The sequence below is a fragment of the Streptomyces rugosispiralis genome, assembly GCF_024505145.1.
GTDB classification, from domain to species: Bacteria; Actinomycetota; Actinomycetes; order Streptomycetales; family Streptomycetaceae; genus Streptomyces; species Streptomyces rugosispiralis.
The window spans coordinates 118,457-137,602 of the sequence record NZ_JANIAA010000009.1 but is presented as its reverse complement, the minus strand read 5'-3'; the positions used below and the strand labels follow the sequence as shown (position 1 = coordinate 137,602).

The window sequence follows — 19,146 nt, the reverse complement described above, 5'->3', positions numbered from 1 at the left end:
GGGCGCGCCGCGGTTCTCGCATGACGGACTTACTTCGCGTCGGTGCCGCCGTCCCGCTTGTCGTCCTCGGAGGTGCTCGCCGCGGCGGCCTCGTCCTTGCCGAGTTCGATCTTCTTGGCGTCCGTCTTCCCGGCCTCGTCGTCGGCCGCGGCGGCCTTCTCGACCGCGTCGTCGGCCTTGTCGGCCGTATCGGCCTTCTCGAGCTCCACCTTGTCGGCGGGCGAGTCGGCGTCGGCCGCCTCGGTCAGCGAGGAGGCGTCGTCGGGAACGACAGGGGTGTCGTCGGTGGCGTCCTCGTCGGGGTCGATGCCGTGCACGATGCGGTTGTACTCGGCGTCCGACAGGACGGCTCCCACCGAGTTCTTCGCGTAGATCGCGTGCACACCGGGGGCGACCTCGATGAGGACCGTGTCGTCGTGGACCTCCTTGACCGTCGCATACATGCCGCCGATGGTCCGCACGCCGGAGCCCGGCTGCATATCATTGCGCATCTGCTGGGCTTGGCGCTGCTTGTTCTTGGCCGAACGCGTCATCAGGAACATGGCCCCGATAAGCACGATGAACGGCAGGAGAGTCACGATATTCACGGGACGGAAATTCCTTCACACGACCGCGGGGAGCGGCCTGGTCTACGGGGGTGGGTACACCGCACAGTGAGCGGACGGCATACGGACGGCATCGGCGGAGTCTAAGCGAGCCCACGCCAATGGAACAACGCCCGGCGCGGTACCGGGGTTCCTGACCCCGCCATTATTGGTCCTCTACGCCATGATGCAGGGTAAGCGAGCGCTTATGCCTTGCCGCGGCCCGTCCGGCCCGTCATGGCACGTCCTGCGCCGTCACGCCGCGTCCCCGAGCCATCATGCCTGCATGATGGCTCGAGTCATCATGCCTTGAGTCATCATGCCTCGAAGAGGCCCGCTTGACCGCCGGCGGCGGTCTGCGGCGGCGGGGTGAGCCCCATATGCGCCCAGGCCGCCGGGGTGCCGATCCGTCCCCGGGGGGTACGGGCCAGCAGCCCCTCCCGGACCAGGAAGGGCTCGGCGACCTCCTCCACGGTCTCACGCTCCTCCCCCACGGCGACCGCCAGGGTCGACAGGCCCACCGGGCCGCCGCCGAACAGCTTGAGCAGGGCGCTGAGCACCGCCCGGTCCAGCCGGTCCAGGCCGCGCTCGTCCACGTCGTAGACGGCCAGGGCGCTGGCGGCGATCTCGCGGGTGACCAGGCCGTCCGCCTTGACCTGGGCGTAGTCGCGCACCCGGCGCAGCAGCCGGTTGGCGATCCGGGGGGTGCCGCGGGAGCGGCCCGCGATCTCGGACGCGCCCTGGGGCTCGATGGTCACGTCGAGCAGCCCGGCCGAGCGGTGGATGACCCGCTCCAGCTCGGCCGGGGCGTAGAACTCCATATGTCCGGTGAAGCCGAACCGGTCGCGCAGCGGGGGCGGCAGCAGCCCGGCCCGGGTGGTGGCTCCGACCAGCGTGAACGGCGGCAGCTCCAGCGGGATGGCGGTGGCCCCTGGCCCCTTGCCGACGATGACGTCGACGCGGAAGTCCTCCATCGCCATGTAGAGCATCTCCTCGGCGGGCCGGGACATCCGGTGGATCTCGTCGAGGAAGAGCACCTCGCCCTCGGTGAGGGAGGAGAGGATCGCGGCCAGATCGCCGGCGTGCTGGATGGCGGGGCCGGAGGTGATCCGGATCGGGGCACCCATCTCGGCGGCGATGATCATGGAGAGGGTGGTCTTGCCCAGTCCGGGCGCGCCGGAGAGCAGCACATGGTCGGCGGTGCCGCCGCGCTGCCGGGCCGCCTTGAGCACCAGATCCAGCTGCTCGCGGACCCGCTCCTGCCCGACGAACTCGCCGAGGTCCTTGGGGCGCAGCGCGGCCTCCACCGCCTGGTCGTCGCCGTCGGCGTCGGCGCCCACCAGCCTGCCGCCCGCGCCGGACGGGGCGTCGTCGGCGGTGGCCGGTGGGGTCTCGTCCCAGTTCACTGCGTTTCGCCTCGCGATGTCGTCTTCGGTGGTGCGTCCGGTCGCGGCCTGCCGCGGCCGCGGTGGCTCACCGTGTGCGGTTCAGGGTCTGCAGGGCGGCCCGCAGCAGCTGGGCCACCTGGGGCGTACCGCCCGCGGCCACCGTCTCCTCGGCCCGTGGGGTGACGGCGGCCACCGCCTCGTCGGCCTCCCGGGTGGCGTAGCCGAGGCCCACCAGCGCGGTGTGCAGCTGATCGCTCCAGCCGGGGGCGGCGGCCGCCGAGCGGGCGCCGGGCACGGCGGAGCCGAGCGGCTCCCCGAGCCGGTCCTTGAGCTCAAGCAGCAGCCGCTGCGCCCCCTTCTTGCCGATGCCGGGGACGGCGGTGAGCGCCTTCTCGTCCCCGGTGGACACCGCGAGCCGCAGCGCGTCCGGGGAGTGCACGGCCAGCATGGCCTGGGCCAGCCGGGGGCCGACCCCGCTGGCGGTCTGGAGCAGCTCGAAGACCTGCCGCTCGTCGTCGTCGGCGAAGCCGTAGAGGGTCAGCGAATCCTCACGGACGACGAGGGAGGTGGCCAGCCGGGCCTGCTGGCCGACGCGGAGCCCGGCCAGGGTGGCCGGGGTGCACTGGACCGCCATCCCAACGCCGCCGACCTCGATCACGGCGGTGTCCGGGGCGACGGCCGCCACCGGACCGGAGACGAACGCGATCATGAGGTACGGCCTTTCGTGGTGCGCTCGGTGCTCGGGGTACGGGCGGGGCTCGTCGGGCGCTCGGTGCTCGGGGTACGGGCAGGGCTTGTGGTACGGGCGGGGCTTGTGGTGCGGGCGGGGCTTGTGGTGCGGTGGGCGGCGACGGCCTGCTGGAGCCGGTTGGTCGCGGGGGCCCGCCAGATGTGGCAGATGGCGAGCGCCAGCGCGTCGGCGGCGTCGGCCGGTTTGGGCGGGGCGTCCAGCCGCAGCAGCCGGGTCACCATCGAGCCGACCTGCGCCTTGTCGGCGCGCCCGGATCCGGTGACGGCCGCCTTGACCTCGCTGGGGGTGTGCAGCGCGACCGGCAGCCCGCGGCGGGCCGCGCACAGCATGGCGACGGCGCTGGCCTGCGCGGTGCCCATGACGGTGCGGACGTTGTGCTGGCTGAACACCCGCTCCACGGCGACGAATTCCGGCCGGTGGGTGTCCAGCCACTCCTCGATGCCGCGCTCGATGAGGACGAGCCGGTCGGCGGTCGCGGCGTCCGCCCCGGTCCGTACGACGCCGACGCCGAGCATCCGCAGCGGGCGGCCCGCGACCCCCTCGACCACGCCGACGCCGCACCGGGTCAGCCCCGGGTCCACGCCCAGCACACGCACCGCGCCCCTCCCCTCACCGCGCTTCGGTCATCTGTTCATGCAGGCTAGCGGCTGGCGCCGACAACACCCGTGGACAACACCCGCCGACAACACCAGCGGACAACGCCGACGGGCCGGTGGGGTGCTGCCCCGCCGGCCCGTCCCTGTCGTCGACCGCCGTGCCGATCCGCCGTCAGGCGTCCACCTTGGCCATGACCTCGTCGGAGACGTCGAAGTTGGCGAAGACGTTCTGCACGTCGTCGCTGTCCTCGAGAGCGTCGATCAGCTTGAAGATCTTGCGCGCGGCGTCTTCCTCGAGCTGGACCTGCATCGTGGGCACGAAGTTGGCATCGGCCGAGTCGTAGTCGATGCCCGCCTCCTGGAGGGCGGTGCGGACCGCGACGAGGTCGGTGGCCTCGCTGATGACCTCGAAGGACTCACCGAGGTCGTTGACCTCCTCGGCGCCGGCGTCCAGGACCGCGCCCAGCACGTCGTCCTCGGTGAGCTCGCCCTTGGGGACGATGACGACGCCCTTACGGTTGAACAGGTACGACACGGAGCCCGGGTCGGCCATCGAGCCGCCGTTGCGCGTCATGGCGACGCGGACGTCGGAGGCCGCGCGGTTGCGGTTGTCGGTCAGACACTCGATGAGGACGGCCACGCCGTTGGGGCCGTAGCCCTCGTACATGATCGTCTCGTACTCGGCGCCACCGGCCTCGAGACCGGCACCGCGCTTGACCGCGCTGTCGATGTTCTTGTTCGGAACCGACTGCTTCTTCGCCTTCTGGATGGCGTCGAAGAGCGTCGGGTTGCCCTCCGGATCGGCACCGCCCATCCGGGCCGCAACCTCGACGTTCTTGATCAGCTTCGCGAAGAGCTTGCCGCGCTTGGCATCGATCACGGCCTTCTTGTGCTTCGTCGTAGCCCATTTAGAGTGGCCGGACATCCGCCTGTCTCCTTCGCGTAACCCATTGCTGTACGAACGCTTGAGATCCTACCGGGATCGGCCCAGCCTGCGGCGAGGACTGCCCTCCCGTCTCCCGCCACCACCCTCAACGGAGCGCTACGCGCGCCCCACCGCCTCGCGTCTCCCGCCACCACCCTCAACGGAGCGCTACGCGCGCCCCACCGCCTCGCGTCTCCCGCCACCACCCTCAACGGAGCGCTACGCGCGCCCCACCGCCCTCCCGTCTCCCGCCACCGCCCGCGGCCGAGCGCTACGCGCGCCGCACCATATCGACGAAGAGCCGGTGGACCCGGTGGTCGCCGGTCAGCTCGGGGTGGAACGAGGTCGCCAGGACGTTGCCCTGCCGGACGGCGACGGTGTGCCCGTCGAACGTCGCGAGCACCTCGGCACCGCCGCCCACGGACTCGACCCAGGGCGCGCGGATGAAGACCCCCTCGACCGGGCCGTCCTCGATGCCCTGGATGTCGACCTCGGCCTCGAAGGACTCGTTCTGACGGCCGAAGGCGTTACGGCGCACGATCATGTCGATGCCGCCGATGGTCTCCTGGTCGTCCCGGCCGTCGAGGATCTTGTCCGCGAGCATGATCATGCCCGCGCACGTACCGTACACCGGCATCCCGGCCCGGACCCGCTCGCGCAGCGGCTCCAGCAGCCCGAAGATGATCGCCAGCTTGGACATGGTGGTCGACTCGCCCCCGGGGATCACCAGGGCCGCGACCTCGGCGAGCTCCTCGGGCCTGCGGACCTGACGGGGCGTGGCCCCGGCCGCGGCGAGCGCGGCGAGATGCTCGCGGACATCGCCCTGGAGGGCGAGCACACCGATCACGGGGGCGTCGGCGGTGGACGTGGCCGGTATGGACGACGTAGTCACGGAAGCGAAGACCTCTCGAACGTCAGGGGCACCACGCGCCGGGCCTGCGGGCCGGGGCGCGTGGTGCCATGTGGTGCCGTACGGGCGCCGGTTACCAGCCGCGGCTGGCGTAGCGCTCGGACTCGGGGAGGGTGTCGCAGTTGATGCCGACCATGGCCTCGCCCAGGTTCCGGGACGCCTCCGCGATGACCTTGGGGTCGTCGTAGAAGGTGGTGGCCTTCACGATCGCGGCGGCGCGCTTGGCCGGGTCGCCCGACTTGAAGATGCCGGAACCCACGAACACGCCCTCGGCGCCGAGCTGACGCATCAGCGCGGCGTCGGCCGGGGTGGCGACGCCACCGGCGGAGAACAGCACGACCGGCAGCTTGCCGGTCCGCGCGATCTCGGCGACCAGTTCGTACGGGGCGCGGATCTCCTTGGCGGCGGCGTAGAGCTCGTGGTTGTCCAGGCCGCGCAGCCGGGCGATCTCGCCCTTGATCTGACGCAGGTGGCGCACGGCCTCGACGACGTTGCCGGTGCCGGCCTCGCCCTTGGAACGGATCATGGCCGCACCCTCGGCGATCCGGCGCAGCGCCTCGCCCAGGTTGGTGGCCCCGCAGACGAACGGGGTGGTGAAGGACCACTTGTCGCTGTGGTTGACCTCGTCGGCGGGGGTGAGCACCTCGGACTCGTCGATGTAGTCGACGCCGAGCGACTGCAGCACCTGCGCCTCGACGAAGTGGCCGATCCGCGACTTGGCCATCACCGGGATGGAGACGGCGTTGATGATGCCCTCGATCATGTCCGGGTCGGACATCCGGGCCACGCCGCCGTCCTTACGGATGTCGGCCGGTACCCGCTCGAGCGCCATGACCGCGACGGCACCGGCGTCCTCGGCGACCTTGGCCTGCTCGGGGGTGACGACGTCCATGATCACGCCACCCTTGAGCTGCTCGGCCATACCGCGCTTGACGCGGGCGGTGCCGGTCGCGGGGGCGTCGGAGTTGGGCGTGGTGGGCGTGATGGACACGGTTTGACCTCACTCGATAATGAAAAGTGCGATGAGCCCATCGTAGGGCCGTTCGATACCCGAACATGACCCGGCCATCTGGTCCAGGTCACGAGCGTGTGTGCTACACGAATGACAAAACCGCGTCGGGGCGGGGATCGGCAAGGGCCAATCAAAGGCCGGTGGCTCGAAGCGGCCGGTGAATCCTCGGTACGCGAAGGACGGGCGCCCCCTCGGGGCAGACGGGCGCCCCCTCGGCACGGACGGGCGCCCCCTCGGGGCAGCGGCTCCTCAGCGCTCGGTCTCCTCGGTGCCCGGCACCCGCCCGAGCGCCACCGGCGGCTCGTCGTCCATCTCGAAGGCGAGCGGGAACGGAGCGTGGCCCGCCAGCCGGAACCAGCGCACCGTCCGATGGCGGCGCAGCGCCCGCGCCGCGCGCACCGCGTCGTTGTGGAACCGCCGGGCCATCGGCACCCGCCGCACCGCCTCCGTGAGCTCCCCCAGCGCGTCCTCGCCGCCCGGCGCCCCCCGTACCGCCTCGGCCTGGGGGCTGTCCTCGAAGACGGCCCGCAGCGCCTGGCTCAGCTCGCTCTCGGCGACCTCGCGGTGCTCCTCCTCTGACTGCCGGGCGGCGTGCGCGGCCTGGTACAGCACGATCGAGGCGGCGGGGTCGAGCACTCCGGCGGTGGCCAGCTCCTGGGCGACGGAGGCACGCCGCAGCAACTGCGCGTCCAGCGCGGCCCGCGCCGCGTCCAGACGGCTGTGCAGCCGGTCGAGGCGTCCCGCGGTCCAGCTCAGATAGACGGCGATGACGACCAGTACGACCGCGATCCAGATCAAGGTGCTCACGGCCCGCCACGGTACCGCCTGCCGCCTCCGGCGTCCGGGGTGGAGCCGTCGGCCGGGGCCGCCGCGTGCGGCGGTGTGAGGCGCCTCCGGGCGGGTCCTAGTCCCTGGCGAGCCCCAGCCGCGCCCACAGCCGCGTACGGTCGTCGGCGGCCACGGACGCCGCCCCGTCCGTCACCGTCTCGTAGACCGCGAGGATGTCCGCCCCCACCGTCGACCAGTCGAAGCGCCGTACGTGCCGGCTGCCCCGCTCCCGCAGCTCGGCCAGCCGCTTCTCGTCACCCAGCAGCCGCACCGCGGCGGCGGCCAGGGCGTCGGCGTCCTCGTTGGTGAACAGCTCACCCGCCGCTCCCCCGGCCAGCACCTGGGCGAACGCGTCCAGATCGCTGGCCAGGACCGCGGCGCCCGCCGACATGGCCTCGACAAGGATGATGCCGAAGCTCTCGCCGCCCGTATTGGGCGCGATGTAGACATCGACGCTGCGCAGCAGCCGCGCCTTGTCCTCGTCGCTGACCATCCCCAGGAACTCCACGCGCTCCCGCAGCGGCGCGGGCAGATCGGCCACGGCCTCCTTCTCGTCGCCGCGCCCGGCGATCAGCAGCCGCGCCCCCGGCCGGGCCTCGAGGATCTTCGGCAGGGCGCGCATCAGCACCGGCAGCCCCTTACGGGGCTCATCGATCCGGCCGATGAAGCCGATCGTCTCCCCCCGCCACTCCTCCTTCGGCTCGGCGTCCGCGAAGAAGTCCACGTCGACGCCGTTGGGGATGACCACCGCGTCGCCGCCCAGGTGCTCCACCAGCGTCCGGCGCGCGTACTCGCTCACCGCGATCCGCGCGCTGATCTTCTCCAGCGCCGGCTGCAGGATCGGATACGCGGCGATCATGGCCCGGGAGCGCGGATTGGAGGTGTGGAACGTCGCGACGATCGGCCCCTGCGCCGCCCAGCAGGCCAGCAGCCCCAGCGAGGGCGAGGTGGGCTCGTGGATGTGGATGACGTCGAAGGCGCCGTCGTGCAGCCAGCGGCGCACCCGCGCGGCCGACAGGAAGCCGAAGTTCAGCCGGGCCACCGAGCCGTTGTACGGCACCGGCACCGCGCGCCCGGCGGAGACCACGTACGGCGGCAGCGGCGTCTCGTCGTCCGCCGGGGCCAGCACGGAGACCTGGTGGCCGCGCCGGATCAGATGGTCGGCCAGATCGCGGATGTGGAACTGGACGCCGCCTGGGACATCCCAGGAGTACGGGCAGACGATCCCGATCCTCAAGGCTTCTCCCTTTCAGGGCGACCCGGGCCGCCAGGACTTCCGGGACTCCCGGGACCGCCGGGACCTTCGGGACCGCGGTCCAGGTCCGCGAGCCACAGCCGCTGCAGCATGTGCCAGTCCTCCGGGTGCTCGGAGATCCCCGAGGCGAAGGCGTCGGCCATCTCCTGGGTCATGACGGCGATCCGCTCCGCGCGGTTCCCGTCCCCGGGCGCCTCGACCGGTGGGTGCACCCGCCCGCGCATCACCGGCGACTCGTCGTACCAGAGGGTCACCGGCAGCAGCGCGGCGCCGGTCTGCAGGGCGAGCGCGGCGGGCCCGGCCGGCATCTTCGCCCGCTCTCCGAAGAACGACACCTCCACGCCCGAGGCCGACAGATCGCGGTCGGCCACCAGACACACCAGACCGCCCGCGCGCAGCCGCCGCGCCAGCGTCCCGAACGCGCTCCCGCCCTGGTGCGGCAGCACCTCCATGCCCAGCCCCTCGCGGTAGGCCACGAACCGGTCGTACAGCGACTCCGGCTTCAGCCGCTCCGCGACCGTGGTGAAGGGCACCCCCAGATGGGTGGTCACCCAGGCCCCGGCGAGGTCGTAGTTGCCCATGTGGGGCAGCGCCAGGATCAAGCCCCGGCCCTCGGCGAGACCGTCCACCAGATAGTGCACGTCCTTGACGTCGAAGCCGCCCCGTATCCGCTCCGGGCTCCACGCCGGAAGCCGGAAGGACTCCATCCAGTAGCGCAGGTACGAGCGCATGCCCGCCCGCGACAGCTCGGCCAGCCGCCGGGGCGAGGCATCCGGCACCACGCGCGCCAGATTGGCCTCCAGGCGCAGCACCCCCTTGCCGCGCCGCTTCCACGTCTGATCGGCGATGCGCTGCCCGAGGCGTACGGCGACCGGCTCCGGGAGCTTCTTGACCGTGCTCCAGCCGAGTCCGTACAGCGCGTCGGTCAGCCTCTCCTTCACCGCGCCTCGCCCCCCTGGGGCACCGTCCGCTCCTCCGCGTCCGCCTCGGCAGCCTCCCGGCGCACCGTCACCACCCGCTGGACGAGGGTCACCGCGCTGCCGACGGCCACGACCCACAGGGCGATCGGGAGCAGGATGTCGATATGCGGCACGCCGAACTTGTGCAGCCCCGAGAAGCCGCACGCCACCAGCGAGATCACCAGCCGCTCGGCACGCTCCACCAGCCCGTTGACGTTCACCGGCAGGCCGATGCTCTCGCCGCGGGCCTTGGTGTACGAGACCACCTGGCCACTGGCGAGGCAGAAGATCGTCACCGCACACAACACATTGTCGTCCCCGCTGCCCGCGTACCACAACGTCAGACCGCCGAAGATCGCGCCGTCGGCCACCCGGTCCAGCGTGGAGTCGAGGAACGCGCCCCAGCGGCTGGAGCGTCCCAGCTGCCGTGCCATATTGCCGTCGACCAGGTCGGAGAAGACGAACAGCGTGATGACGACCGTGCCCCAGAAGAACTCCCCCCGGGGATAGAAGACCAGTGCGCCCGCGCACACGCCGGCGGTGCCGGTGAGGGTCACCGCGTCTGGGCTGACCCCGAGACGGATCAGCAGGGCGGCGAACGGTGTGAGAACACGCGTGAAGAATGCACGCGCGTACTTGTTCAGCATGGCCTTCCCGGGGGGTCGAAACGGGCCGGGTGGTCAAGAGGCCACCGGCGCGCCCATCGTAGCCACGCCCCGGAGGGGTGCCGTGCACCTGTCGGACAGCTCCATGACCCCGCGCGCGGTACGGCCGCATGTGGGACGTATGGACGCACCGTTACAGGGGTGGAAAGCTCGAAGTATCGCAAGGTGTCGACCGGGAGGCGAGACACATGGGCGACAAGACGAGTACGCACCCAGGGGCCGCCGGAAGGGCAGCGGCGGCCGACCGGCCCAGCTCCCTGCGGAATGTGGTTCTGGTCGGCCACAGTGGGACCGGAAAGACGACGCTGGTGGAGGCCCTCGCACTGGCGACGGGCGCGGTCAACCGGGCAGGCAGGGTCGAGGACGGCGGCTGTCTCTCGGACTACGACGATATCGAGCACCGGCAGCAGCGTTCGATCCAGCTGTCGCTGGTCCCCGTCGAATGGGGCGGGATGAAGATCAATCTCCTGGATACCCCGGGATATGCCGATTTCGTCGGGGAACTCAGGGCCGGTCTGCGAGCGGCGGACGCGGCCCTTTTCGTTGTCTCGGCCGCCCAGGACGCCCTGGGCATCACCGGGGCCACCCGCATGATCTGGGACGAGTGCGCCGCGGTCGGGATGCCGCGCGCCATCGTGATCACCCACCTCGAAGCGGCCCGCGCCAGCTTCGAGGAGATGACCGAGCTGTGCCGGGACAGCTTCGGCGGCGACGACCCCGACGCGGTACTGCCGCTGTACCTGCCGCTGCGCGGCGAGCCGGGACCGGACGGGCACGCCCCCGTGACCGGGCTCATCGGGCTGCTCACCCAGCGGGTCTTCGACTACTCCTCGGGGACGCGCGCCGAATCGCCGCCCCAGGAGGACCAGCTCCCGCTGGTCGAGGAGGCCCGCGGCCGGCTCATCGAGGGGATCATCGCCGAGAGCGAGGACGAGACCCTCATGGACCGCTATCTCGGCGGTGCGGAGATAGACGTCAAGACGCTGATCGAGGATCTGGAGAAGGCCGTCGCACGCGGCAGCTTCCACCCCGTGCTGGCGGCGGCGCCCGCCACGGCGGGGTCCAAGCAGGGCCTGGGCACCATCGAACTGCTGGACCTGGTGACCGGCGGCTTCCCGTCCCCGCTGGAGCGCGAGACGCCCGCCGTCACCACTCCGCAGGGCGTCACGCGCCCGCCGCTGAGCTGCGATCCGGACGGTCCGCTGGCCGCCGAGGTGGTCAAGACCTCCTCCGATCCGTATGTCGGCCGGATCTCCCTGGTGCGGGTCTTCTCCGGCACCCTCCGCCCCGATGAGACCGTCCATGTGTCCGGACACGGTCTGGAGGACCGCGGCCATGAGGACCACGACGTGGACGAGCGGGTCGGCGCGCTGTCCGCGCCCTTCGGCAAACAGCAGCGCACCCTCCCCCAGGCCATCGCGGGCGATCTGGCGTGCGTGGCCAAGCTGACCCGCGCCGAGACCGGGGACACCCTCTCGGCCAAGGACCAGCCGCTCCTGATGGAGCCCTGGCAGATGCCCGATCCGCTGCTGCCGGTCGCCATCCAGGCGCACAGCAAACCGGACGAGGACAAGCTGTCGCTGGGCCTGTCCCGGCTGGTCGCCGAGGACCCGACGATGCGCCTGGAGCAGAACCCGGACACCCATCAGGTGGTGCTGTGGTGCCTGGGCGAGGCGCATATGGACGTCGCGCTGGAGCGGCTGCGCAGCCGGTACGGCGTCCAGGTGGACGCGGTGCCGTACAGGGTCTCGCTGCGCGAGACCTTCGGGGCGAAGTCCGCCGGGCGCGGTCGCCATGTCAAGCAGTCCGGAGGGCACGGCCAGTACGCGATCTGCGAGATCGAGGTGGAGCCGCTGCCGGAGGGCTCGGGCATCGAGTTCGTGGACAAGGTCGTGGGCGGCGCGGTGCCCCGGCAGTTCATCCCGTCCGTCGAGAAGGGCGTGCGCGGCCAGGCGGCGCGCGGCGTCGCCGCCGGGTATCCCCTGGTCGATGTGCGGGTCACGCTGCTGGACGGCAAGGCGCACTCGGTGGACTCCTCCGACGCCGCCTTCCAGACGGCGGGCGCGCTCGCGCTGCGCGAGGCGGCCGCCGACGCCCGGATCGACCTCCTGGAACCGGTGGTGGAGGTGGGCGTGCTGGTCTCGGACGACTATGTCGGCGCCGTCATGAGCGATCTGTCCGGCCGGCGCGGCCGGGTCGTCGGCACCGAACAGTCCGGTGGCGGACAGACCTTGATCAAGGCGGATGTGCCGGAGATCGAGATCGGTCGGTACGCGGTCGATCTGCGATCGCTTTCGCATGGCACGGGACGGTTCAGCCGCTCCTACGCCCGGCATGAGCCGATGCCCCACCAGCTGGCCGAGCGAATGCGTGAACAAGTGGCCGCGGAGGCGTAGTTCAGGGCCCGTCCGTGGCGTAGCGCGGCCCGTCCATGGCGTGGCGCACGGCCATGTCACGGCCCATCCGTGCCGTATGCCATGGCCGGTCGTGGCGTAAGTCATGACCGGCCATGCCGTAAGTCACGGCCGGTCGTGGCGTAAGTCACGGCCCGTCCGCCCCAACCGCGCCGGGGCGGGCGGGCCTTCGCCGTCGGCCGTCCACCGGCGGTTCCGCGGGCGGTCTTCTCCACGAGGGTTTTCCACAGGCCGCACACGCCCTGGCGACAGGCGGTGCACACCCCGGATACGCTGAGGTCGCAGCGCAAGAGCGTGCCGTATTGGGGGCGTTGGTGACGGACGGATTCGACTTCAGTCCCGGGGCGCAGGTTCCCCTGTCGGGAGCGGCGGGACAGACGGCGGCGACGCAGGCCCTGGCCTCGGCCGCCTACCGCGACGACCCCGTGGCAAAGTTGCTCGACGCCAATTCGGAGTGGACGGTCTCGGAGGTCAAGAAGCCGAGGATCTCGCTCTTCGAGCCGAACCTGGGCGAGGCGTTCGCACGCGCCGTCCAGACGAGAATGCTCGGCGGCGGCCGGGGCCAGGTGATCCAGTCCTTCGGGATAGAGCCCCAGACGGTGGTCGAGCACTGTCTGGCCGCCAACCGCATCCGCAAGACCCGTGACGCCCGGCTCACCGCCGTCATGGTGATCTTCGGGCTGCTGTTCCTGCCCGGGGTGCTGCTCTGGCTCGGCGCCTTCCAGCTGCGCCGCTCGGTCGCCGGGGCCCAGGACAAGCGCATGGGCGCGCTCGGCACGGCGCTGCTGGTGGCGCTCGGCGTGATGGTCGTGATCTTCCTGATCAAGCTGCCCTTCGGGGGCTTCTGGGGGATCTATCTCCGGGGCGTCGTGGTCGCCCCGATCATCGGCTGGTACATCGCCAAGCAGATCTGCGAGCGCACGGCCAAGGAGCTCCGGGACTCCTGGGGCGGGCTGCTCGGGGGCGGCGGCGTCGGCGCCAAGGTGCCCGAGACGGTGCCCAACCACCCGGGCCAGACCGCCGCCGAGGAGCTCCGCAAGGCGCTCCACAAGCTCACCGCCGAGCAGTACAGCAATGTGGTCTTCTACGCGGGGCCCAAGGGCATATTGGGCATGGGCACCCGCTGGGGCAGCTGGCAGCTGGCCGAGGACCTGGTCTCGGCCGATCCCGACAAGGAGATCGACCCCTTCCGCAGCTGGGACGTCATACGGGCGATCCACGACCAGCTGCGCATGCTGGAGCGCACCCCCCTGCACACCGGCGGCTTCCCCACCCCCTCCGTGCGCCACTGGGTGGTCTCACCGATCGGCGAGGGGGCCAAGGGGGTCGAGCGCGGCGGCACCTCCGAGGAGGAGGGCTTCCAGATAAAGGGCGTCGACCTCCAGCGGATCTGCGACCAGCAGCAGTTCGGCGCCGGTGACCGGCACTACCTGGGTGTGCAGTTCGTGCTCTGGGACGGCCAGTTGGTGATCACCCTGATGATCACGGTGACCCTGCTGCACAAGACGCTGCGGATCGAGGTCACCGGGCATGCGCTGGGGCCGATACACCCGCTCTTCCACAACAAGCCGTCGGCGCCCAGCAAGACGGTCGCCAAGACCTTCCGGTTCTGGGAGACCAAGTCCATCCCGCTGCCGCTGGTGAACACGAAGGAGGTCGTGCGGCTGACCGCACGCGCCCCCTTCACCTGGTACCCGCCGATCCTGGACCACCTCGGCGGCAAGCTGGTGCTGCCCGAGCCGTTCGGTCTGCGGCACGCCTGGGCGGACAAGCCCTGGCGGCACCGCTTCATGGCGGACGACGCGCTGCGCACCGCCACGCCGGTGCTGCGGGTGGTCCACGAGGCGGCCATCGGGGTGCTCAAGCACCACGGCGTGGACACCGAGCGCTTCGGCAACCGCTCGCTGGCCCTCAGCGGCCAGATCCAGGACGCCGCCCCGAAGAAGGCCGACCTGTACGACGCGTAGGGGCACGAGACACGTAGGGCAGCGCTCATGGGTCGGGCCCTGGCCACATTGGCCAGGGCCCGACCCATGAGCCCTAGGCCCCCGGCCGGGGCCAGGCGTCGGCGAGCAACCGGCGGGTGTCGGCGAGGAGTTGCGGCAGCACCTTGGTCCTGCCGATCACGGGCATGAAGTTGGTGTCCCCGCCCCAGCGCGGCACCACATGCTGATGCAGATGCGCGGCGATCCCGGCGCCCGCCACGGTCCCCTGGTTCATGCCGATGTTGAAACCGTGCGCACCCGAGGCGGTACGCAGCGCGGTCATGGCGGCCTTGGTGTATTCCGCGAGCTCCACCGTCTCCTCGGCGGTGAGCTCGGTGTAGTCGGCGATGTGCCGGAATGGGACGACCATGAGATGGCCGCCGGTGTACGGATACAGATTGAGTACGGCGTACACGGACTCGCCGCGAGCGATGATCAAGCCGTCCTCATCGGACTTCTCCGGAATGGAGCAGAACGGACAGCCATCGCCCGCACCCGGGCCGGTCGGCTTGTTCTCCCCCTGGATGTAGGCCATCCGATGGGGGGTCCACAGGCGCTGGAACGCGTCAGGCGTCCCCACTCCGATCTGCTGTTCCGGCTCACTCGTCATGCGGGCCAGCATATTCGCCCCGCAGGGGTGAGGAAGAGCCGAGGGGCGGCCCTGGCCAGGGCCGCCCCTCGGAATCCTGGCCTCCGTGGAGACCGCCATCGGATCAGACCTGGATCCGGCGCTCCACGGCGTCGGCGATCTCGGCCAGCGCCTGGTCGATCGGGATGCCGTTCTTCTGCGAGCCGTCGCGGTAGCGGAAGCTCACCGCACCGTTCGCGACGTCCTCGTCACCGACGATCACCATGAACGGGATCTTGGACTTCTGGGCGTTCCTGATCTTCTTCTGCATCCGGTCCGAGGACGAGTCCACCTCCATCCGCAGGCCCTTCGCCTTGGCCTGCGCGGCGAACTCCTCCAGGTACGGCACATGGGTGTCGCCGATCGGGATGCCGACCGCCTGGACCGGGGCCAGCCACACCGGGAAGGCGCCCGCGTAGTGCTCGAGCAGCACCGCGAAGAACCGCTCGATCGAGCCGAAGAGCGCCCGGTGGATCATGACGGGCTGCTGACGGGAGCCGTCCGCCGCGGTGTACTCCAGCTCGAACCGGGCCGGCTGGTTGAAGTCGACCTGGATGGTCGACATCTGCCAGGTGCGGCCGATCGCGTCCCGGGCCTGGACCGAGATCTTGGGGCCGTAGAAGGCCGCGCCGCCCGGGTCCATGACCAGCTCCAGGCCCTGCTTCTCGGCGGCCTTGCGCAGCTCCTCCGTGGCCTCTTCCCACTGGTCGTCGCTGCCCATGAACTTGTCGGAGTCGTCCCGGGTGGACAGCTCCAGATAGAAGTCGCTCAGGCCGTAGTCGCGGAGCAGGTCCAGCACGAAGGTGAGCAGATTGTCCAGCTCATCGGCCATCTGCTCCTTGGTGCAGTAGATGTGCGAGTCGTCCTGGGTGAAGCCCCGGGCCCGGGTCAGACCGTGGACGACGCCGGACTTCTCGTAGCGGTAGACCGTGCCGAACTCGAAGAGCCGCAGCGGCAGCTCGCGATAGGACCGCCCGCGCGCCCGGAAGACCAGGTTGTGCATCGGGCAGTTCATGGCCTTGAGGTAGTAGTCCTGGCCCTCGAACTCCATGGGCGGGAACATGCCGTCCATGTAGTGCGGCAGATGGCCGGAGGTCTCGAAGAGCTTGGCCTTGGTGATGTGCGGAGTGTTGACGAACTCGTACCCCGCCTCCTCGTGGCGCTTGCGCGAGTACTGCTCCATCTCCTTGCGGATCACGCCGCCCTTGGGATGGAACACCGCGAGGCCCGAGCCCAGCTCGTCGGGGAAGGAGAACAGGTCCAGCTCGGCGCCCAGCTTGCGGTGGTCGCGCTTCTCGGCCTCGGCGAGGAAGTCCAGGTACGCCTTCAGCTCGTCCTTGGTCGGCCAGGCGGTGCCGTAGATCCGCTGGAGCTGGGGGTTCTTCTCGCTGCCCCGCCAGTACGCGGCGGCGCTGCGCATCAGCTTGAAGGCCGGGATGTTCCGCGTGGTCGGCAGGTGCGGACCGCGGCACAGGTCCTTCCAGCACAGCTCGCCGGTCTTGGCGTCGAGGTTGTCGTAGATGGTCAGCTCGCCCGCGCCGACCTCGGCCGACGCGCCCTCGGCGGCGTCCGCGGCCGAACCCTTGAGCCCGATCAGCTCCAGCTTGTACGGCTCGGCGGACAGCTCCTCGCGCGCCTCCTCGTCGGTGACCGCGCGGCGGGAGAACCGCTGCCCCCGCTTCTGGATCTCCTGCATCTTCTTCTCGATGCGCTTGAGATCGTCCGGGTGGAACGGGGTCTCGACGTCGAAGTCGTAGTAGAAGCCGTCCTTGATCGGCGGGCCGATGCCCAGCTTCGCCTCCGGGAACAGCTCCTGCACCGCCTGGGCCATGACATGCGCGGTGGAGTGGCGCAGGATGTCCAGACCGTCCTGGCTGGTGATCTCCACCGGCTCGATCTCGTCGCCCTCGGCCGGCTGGTACGCCAGGTCCTTGAGCTGCCCGCCCACGCGCACGGCGACGATCGAGCGGTCGCCGGTGAAGAGGTCCGCCGTCGTAGTGCCCGTGGCCACCACGCGTTCTTCCCGCTCGGAATCGCGTTGGATGATCACACGGACGTCTGACACCGGTCTCTCCTGACTGATGGATGGCTCCCCGCGGCGAATGCCGCGCAGCGTGAATCGTACCGAGCCGACGGGCGGGACCGCGAAACGGTTGTGGACGCCCTCACCGCGCGGGGTGACGGCCACCGGCCGCCGTCACCGCGTACGAGGACCGTCGGACGGACACCGGCAGCGCGTACGAGGGCCGTCGGACGGACACCGTGCACCGGGCACGAGGGCCGTCGGGCGGAAGCCGTCACCGCGTACGAGGGCCGTCGGGCGGAAGCCGTCACCGCGTACGAGGGCCGTCGGGCGGACACCGCCACCGCCCGGGGCGGGCCCCACCCGACGCCATGACGAGCGCGGGCGGCGGTCAGGGGCCGCCGCCGCACGCCTCCTCGAAGAAGTCCAGGTTCTCCTGGAGCGACTTGACCAGCCGGTCCCGCTCGGCCTCGTCCACCTGGACCGGGGTGACGCCACCGGCCCCGCTGAGCCGCCGGAAGCCGCCGCGGCTCTCCAGCCGCCCCCGCACCCGGATCGGCAGCCCCACCAAATGGGCATGGCCGGCGATGCGGTAGTCCTCCTCGTCCAGGGTGATCCGCACCTGTGCGACCTCCGCCCCGGAGAGCACCCGCAGCCGCACCGCCCCGGGACCGCCGGGGCCGGTGCGGCGCAGCCGGACCACCGCACCCGTGAGGCACACGGGAACGGACGGCTCATCCCGAACATAGCGGGCACCGGCCTCCCTCAGCCCCGGGAGATCGCCGGGCGAGAACTCCACCGGATCGGGCCGGGCGGCGAACCCCGGCGGCGGACCGGCGGCCGGTGACCACTCCAGCGCCACCCGCGCCCCCTCCGTGCCCTGGACCAGCGCGATCACCGCCTCGGTCAGCTCCCGGCTGGCCCCCGCCGCGATCGCCGCGTCATACGCCTCCATGCCGCCGGTCGTCCGGTGGTAGTCGGCGGCGTCCCGGAGGGCGTACAGCGCCCGCAGCAGGGTGACGGCAGTGGCGCGGCCCTCCTCCTCGACGGGCACGAAGACGGTCAGCTCACGGCCGCCGGACCCGGCGCCCGGGGGCCCGGTCAGCACCCGCTCCAGGGACGCCTCGGCGGCGCGGCGGTGCCGGGCGCCGTAGTAGCCCGCGCGGCCGCGGGCGGCGAGCGCCCCGGCCAGCAGGGTGTCGCGGGCGGCGGCGCGCAGCCGCTCCTGCGCGGTCCAGGCGGAGGTGCCGCCGGGCGATTCGGGGACCTCGCGCCACCAGCGGATCTCGTCGCTGGGCACGGCGAGGCCGGTGAGCACCTCGCGGGCGGAGGGCGCGGCGCTGCGGCCGAGCGCCATCAGCGCCTCGCCGAGCAGATCGCCGCTGTCGGGGAAGTCCCGGCTCTCGGGCACCAGCAGGCTGGTGCCGCCCGCGCCCCGGCCCGGCGGGGTCCAGCGGGCATAAGCCCCCGGGGCGCCGCCCCGGCGGCGCCAGCCGTGCCGGGCGAGCAGGGCGCCGAGGACGGCCGGATCCACCTCGTCGGGGCGCGGGACCGACAAGGGTGCCGGGTCGTCCTGGGGCCATGGCCGGTCCATCACGGTTTCCCTCCCGCCCCGACCCGGGTCATGATCTCGCAGAGCGCGCGGTCGTCGAAGATCCGCGAGGTCGGGATCCGCACGGTGGTCCGGCGGCGGCCCGTGACCGCGTGGCCGGCCAGATTGATCCAGTAGCAGCAGTGGCGCAGGGACAGGCGGTCATGTCCGGCGCGCAGCCAGTCGTCCTGTCCGCGCGGCACGATCATCACCACGAGGATCTTGTGCACGGAGACCGGGCTGCGGGCCAGCTTGACCAGGTGGTCGTTGTCGAGCGTGAAGGCGAAGCTCGGCCCCGGAGGGCCGGGCGCGATCTGGTACGTGGCCTTGAGCTGCACCTTGATGGTGACCTCGTCGTCCACGGCGTGGCCGGGCGCGCTGTGGCTGACATGCCAGTCGATGCCGTGGTCGGGAAAGGGCTGGGCCAGTGAGCAGCCCGCGGCGGCGGCCACCGCGTGCAGATACCCCACCTGAAGGGTCTCCATACAGGCGGTGGTGGCGATTTGGCCACGCACGGGAGGTGATCCGCTCAGGGCAAGGCCGCTCGCCGTCGGGGCCGGGTCGGGTGTTGCGAGCGTCATGTCCGTGACGCCTTCCGGTCGTCGCCGGCTTCGTACACCTGTGTTGTCTCC

17 protein-coding genes are annotated in these 19,146 nt (G+C 71.3%); 2 read left to right on the top strand and 15 right to left on the bottom strand.

Features of this window, described 5'->3' with window-relative positions:
• Positions 1–29 precede the first annotated feature (29 nt).
• From yajC to pgsA, 11 genes are all read right to left on the bottom strand, one after another.
• A complete protein-coding gene (gene yajC, locus NP777_RS17215; RefSeq protein ID WP_256651027.1) occupies positions 30–587 on the bottom strand; it encodes a preprotein translocase subunit YajC in 558 nt (185 codons plus the stop codon).
• A gap of 314 nt (positions 588–901) precedes the next feature.
• The gene (gene ruvB, locus NP777_RS17210) at positions 902–1,990 is read right to left on the bottom strand and encodes a Holliday junction branch migration DNA helicase RuvB (RefSeq protein WP_256651026.1); all 1,089 of its coding nucleotides are present in this window, start codon (positions 1,988–1,990) and stop codon (positions 902–904) included.
• Between the two features lie 67 nt (positions 1,991–2,057).
• Positions 2,058–2,681, bottom strand: a complete 624-nt coding sequence (ruvA, locus tag NP777_RS17205) for a Holliday junction branch migration protein RuvA (RefSeq protein WP_256651025.1) — start codon at positions 2,679–2,681, stop codon at positions 2,058–2,060.
• A complete protein-coding gene (ruvC, locus tag NP777_RS17200) occupies positions 2,678–3,319 on the bottom strand; it encodes a crossover junction endodeoxyribonuclease RuvC (protein ID WP_256651024.1) in 642 nt (213 codons plus the stop codon). Before ruvC ends, ruvA begins: the two co-directional genes overlap by 4 nt.
• Before the next feature lie 172 nt (positions 3,320–3,491).
• A complete protein-coding gene (locus NP777_RS17195; protein ID WP_037951606.1) occupies positions 3,492–4,244 on the bottom strand; it encodes a YebC/PmpR family DNA-binding transcriptional regulator in 753 nt (250 codons plus the stop codon).
• Positions 4,245–4,515: 271 nt separating this feature from the next.
• A complete protein-coding gene (pdxT, locus tag NP777_RS17190; RefSeq protein WP_256651023.1) occupies positions 4,516–5,136 on the bottom strand; it encodes a pyridoxal 5'-phosphate synthase glutaminase subunit PdxT in 621 nt (206 codons plus the stop codon).
• A 91-nt stretch (positions 5,137–5,227) separates the two neighbouring features.
• A complete protein-coding gene (gene pdxS, locus NP777_RS17185; protein WP_308405146.1) occupies positions 5,228–6,145 on the bottom strand; it encodes a pyridoxal 5'-phosphate synthase lyase subunit PdxS in 918 nt (305 codons plus the stop codon).
• 270 nt (positions 6,146–6,415) lie between these two features.
• Complete coding sequence (locus tag NP777_RS17180; protein ID WP_256651022.1) at positions 6,416–6,973, bottom strand: hypothetical protein; 558 nt, start codon at positions 6,971–6,973, stop codon at positions 6,416–6,418.
• Between the two features lie 97 nt (positions 6,974–7,070).
• Complete coding sequence (locus tag NP777_RS17175) at positions 7,071–8,231, bottom strand: glycosyltransferase family 4 protein (protein WP_256651021.1); 1,161 nt, start codon at positions 8,229–8,231, stop codon at positions 7,071–7,073.
• Positions 8,228–9,190: a phosphatidylinositol mannoside acyltransferase gene (locus NP777_RS17170; protein WP_256651020.1), complete on the bottom strand. Its 963-nt coding sequence runs from the start codon at positions 9,188–9,190 to the stop codon at positions 8,228–8,230. Before NP777_RS17170 ends, NP777_RS17175 begins: the two co-directional genes overlap by 4 nt.
• A complete protein-coding gene (gene pgsA, locus NP777_RS17165; protein WP_256651019.1) occupies positions 9,187–9,855 on the bottom strand; it encodes a phosphatidylinositol phosphate synthase in 669 nt (222 codons plus the stop codon). The genes NP777_RS17170 and pgsA overlap by 4 nt, the downstream gene beginning before the upstream one ends.
• 206 nt (positions 9,856–10,061) lie before the next feature.
• Here pgsA and NP777_RS17160 point away from each other — a divergent pair, with 206 nt between their 5' ends.
• Positions 10,062–12,269: an elongation factor G-like protein EF-G2 gene (locus tag NP777_RS17160; protein ID WP_256651018.1), complete on the top strand. Its 2,208-nt coding sequence runs from the start codon at positions 10,062–10,064 to the stop codon at positions 12,267–12,269.
• Positions 12,270–12,601: 332 nt separating this feature from the next.
• On the top strand, positions 12,602–14,254 hold the full coding sequence (locus tag NP777_RS17155) for a hypothetical protein (RefSeq protein WP_256651017.1): 1,653 nt from the start codon (positions 12,602–12,604) through the stop codon (positions 14,252–14,254).
• A gap of 73 nt (positions 14,255–14,327) precedes the next feature.
• Here NP777_RS17155 and NP777_RS17150 read toward each other — a convergent pair whose 3' ends face one another.
• The 4 genes from NP777_RS17150 to NP777_RS17135 form a co-directional block, all read right to left on the bottom strand.
• Entirely contained in the window at positions 14,328–14,894 is a 567-nt protein-coding gene (locus NP777_RS17150; protein WP_138916590.1) for an HIT family protein, read from the bottom strand.
• 91 nt (positions 14,895–14,985) lie between these two features.
• Positions 14,986–16,965: a threonine--tRNA ligase gene (gene thrS / locus NP777_RS17145; protein ID WP_256651016.1), complete on the bottom strand. Its 1,980-nt coding sequence runs from the start codon at positions 16,963–16,965 to the stop codon at positions 14,986–14,988.
• Positions 16,966–17,314: 349 nt separating this feature from the next.
• A complete protein-coding gene (locus NP777_RS17140) occupies positions 17,315–18,517 on the bottom strand; it encodes a hypothetical protein (RefSeq protein ID WP_256651015.1) in 1,203 nt (400 codons plus the stop codon).
• Positions 18,517–18,999 carry a DUF4365 domain-containing protein gene (locus NP777_RS17135; RefSeq protein ID WP_256651014.1) on the bottom strand — a complete coding sequence of 161 codons (483 nt, stop codon included), beginning with the start codon at positions 18,997–18,999 and terminating at the stop codon, positions 18,517–18,519. The genes NP777_RS17140 and NP777_RS17135 overlap by 1 nt, the downstream gene beginning before the upstream one ends.
• Between the last annotated feature and the right edge of the window lie 147 nt (positions 19,000–19,146).

Bases quoted from the DNA above. Each gene is read 5' to 3' on its own strand.
- ruvA (WP_256651025.1), bottom strand. From the start codon at position 2,681: ATGATCGCGTTCGTCTCCGGTCCGGTGGCGGCCGTCGCCCCGGACACC.
- NP777_RS17195 (WP_037951606.1), bottom strand. From the start codon at position 4,244: ATGTCCGGCCACTCTAAATGGGCTACGACGAAGCACAAGAAGGCCGTG.
- pgsA (WP_256651019.1), bottom strand. From the start codon at position 9,855: ATGCTGAACAAGTACGCGCGTGCATTCTTCACGCGTGTTCTCACACCG.
- NP777_RS17160 (WP_256651018.1), top strand. From the start codon at position 10,062: ATGGGCGACAAGACGAGTACGCACCCAGGGGCCGCCGGAAGGGCAGCG.
- NP777_RS17150 (WP_138916590.1), bottom strand. From the start codon at position 14,894: ATGCTGGCCCGCATGACGAGTGAGCCGGAACAGCAGATCGGAGTGGGG.
- NP777_RS17140 (WP_256651015.1), bottom strand. From the start codon at position 18,517: ATGGACCGGCCATGGCCCCAGGACGACCCGGCACCCTTGTCGGTCCCG.
- NP777_RS17135 (WP_256651014.1), bottom strand. From the start codon at position 18,999: ATGGAGACCCTTCAGGTGGGGTATCTGCACGCGGTGGCCGCCGCCGCG.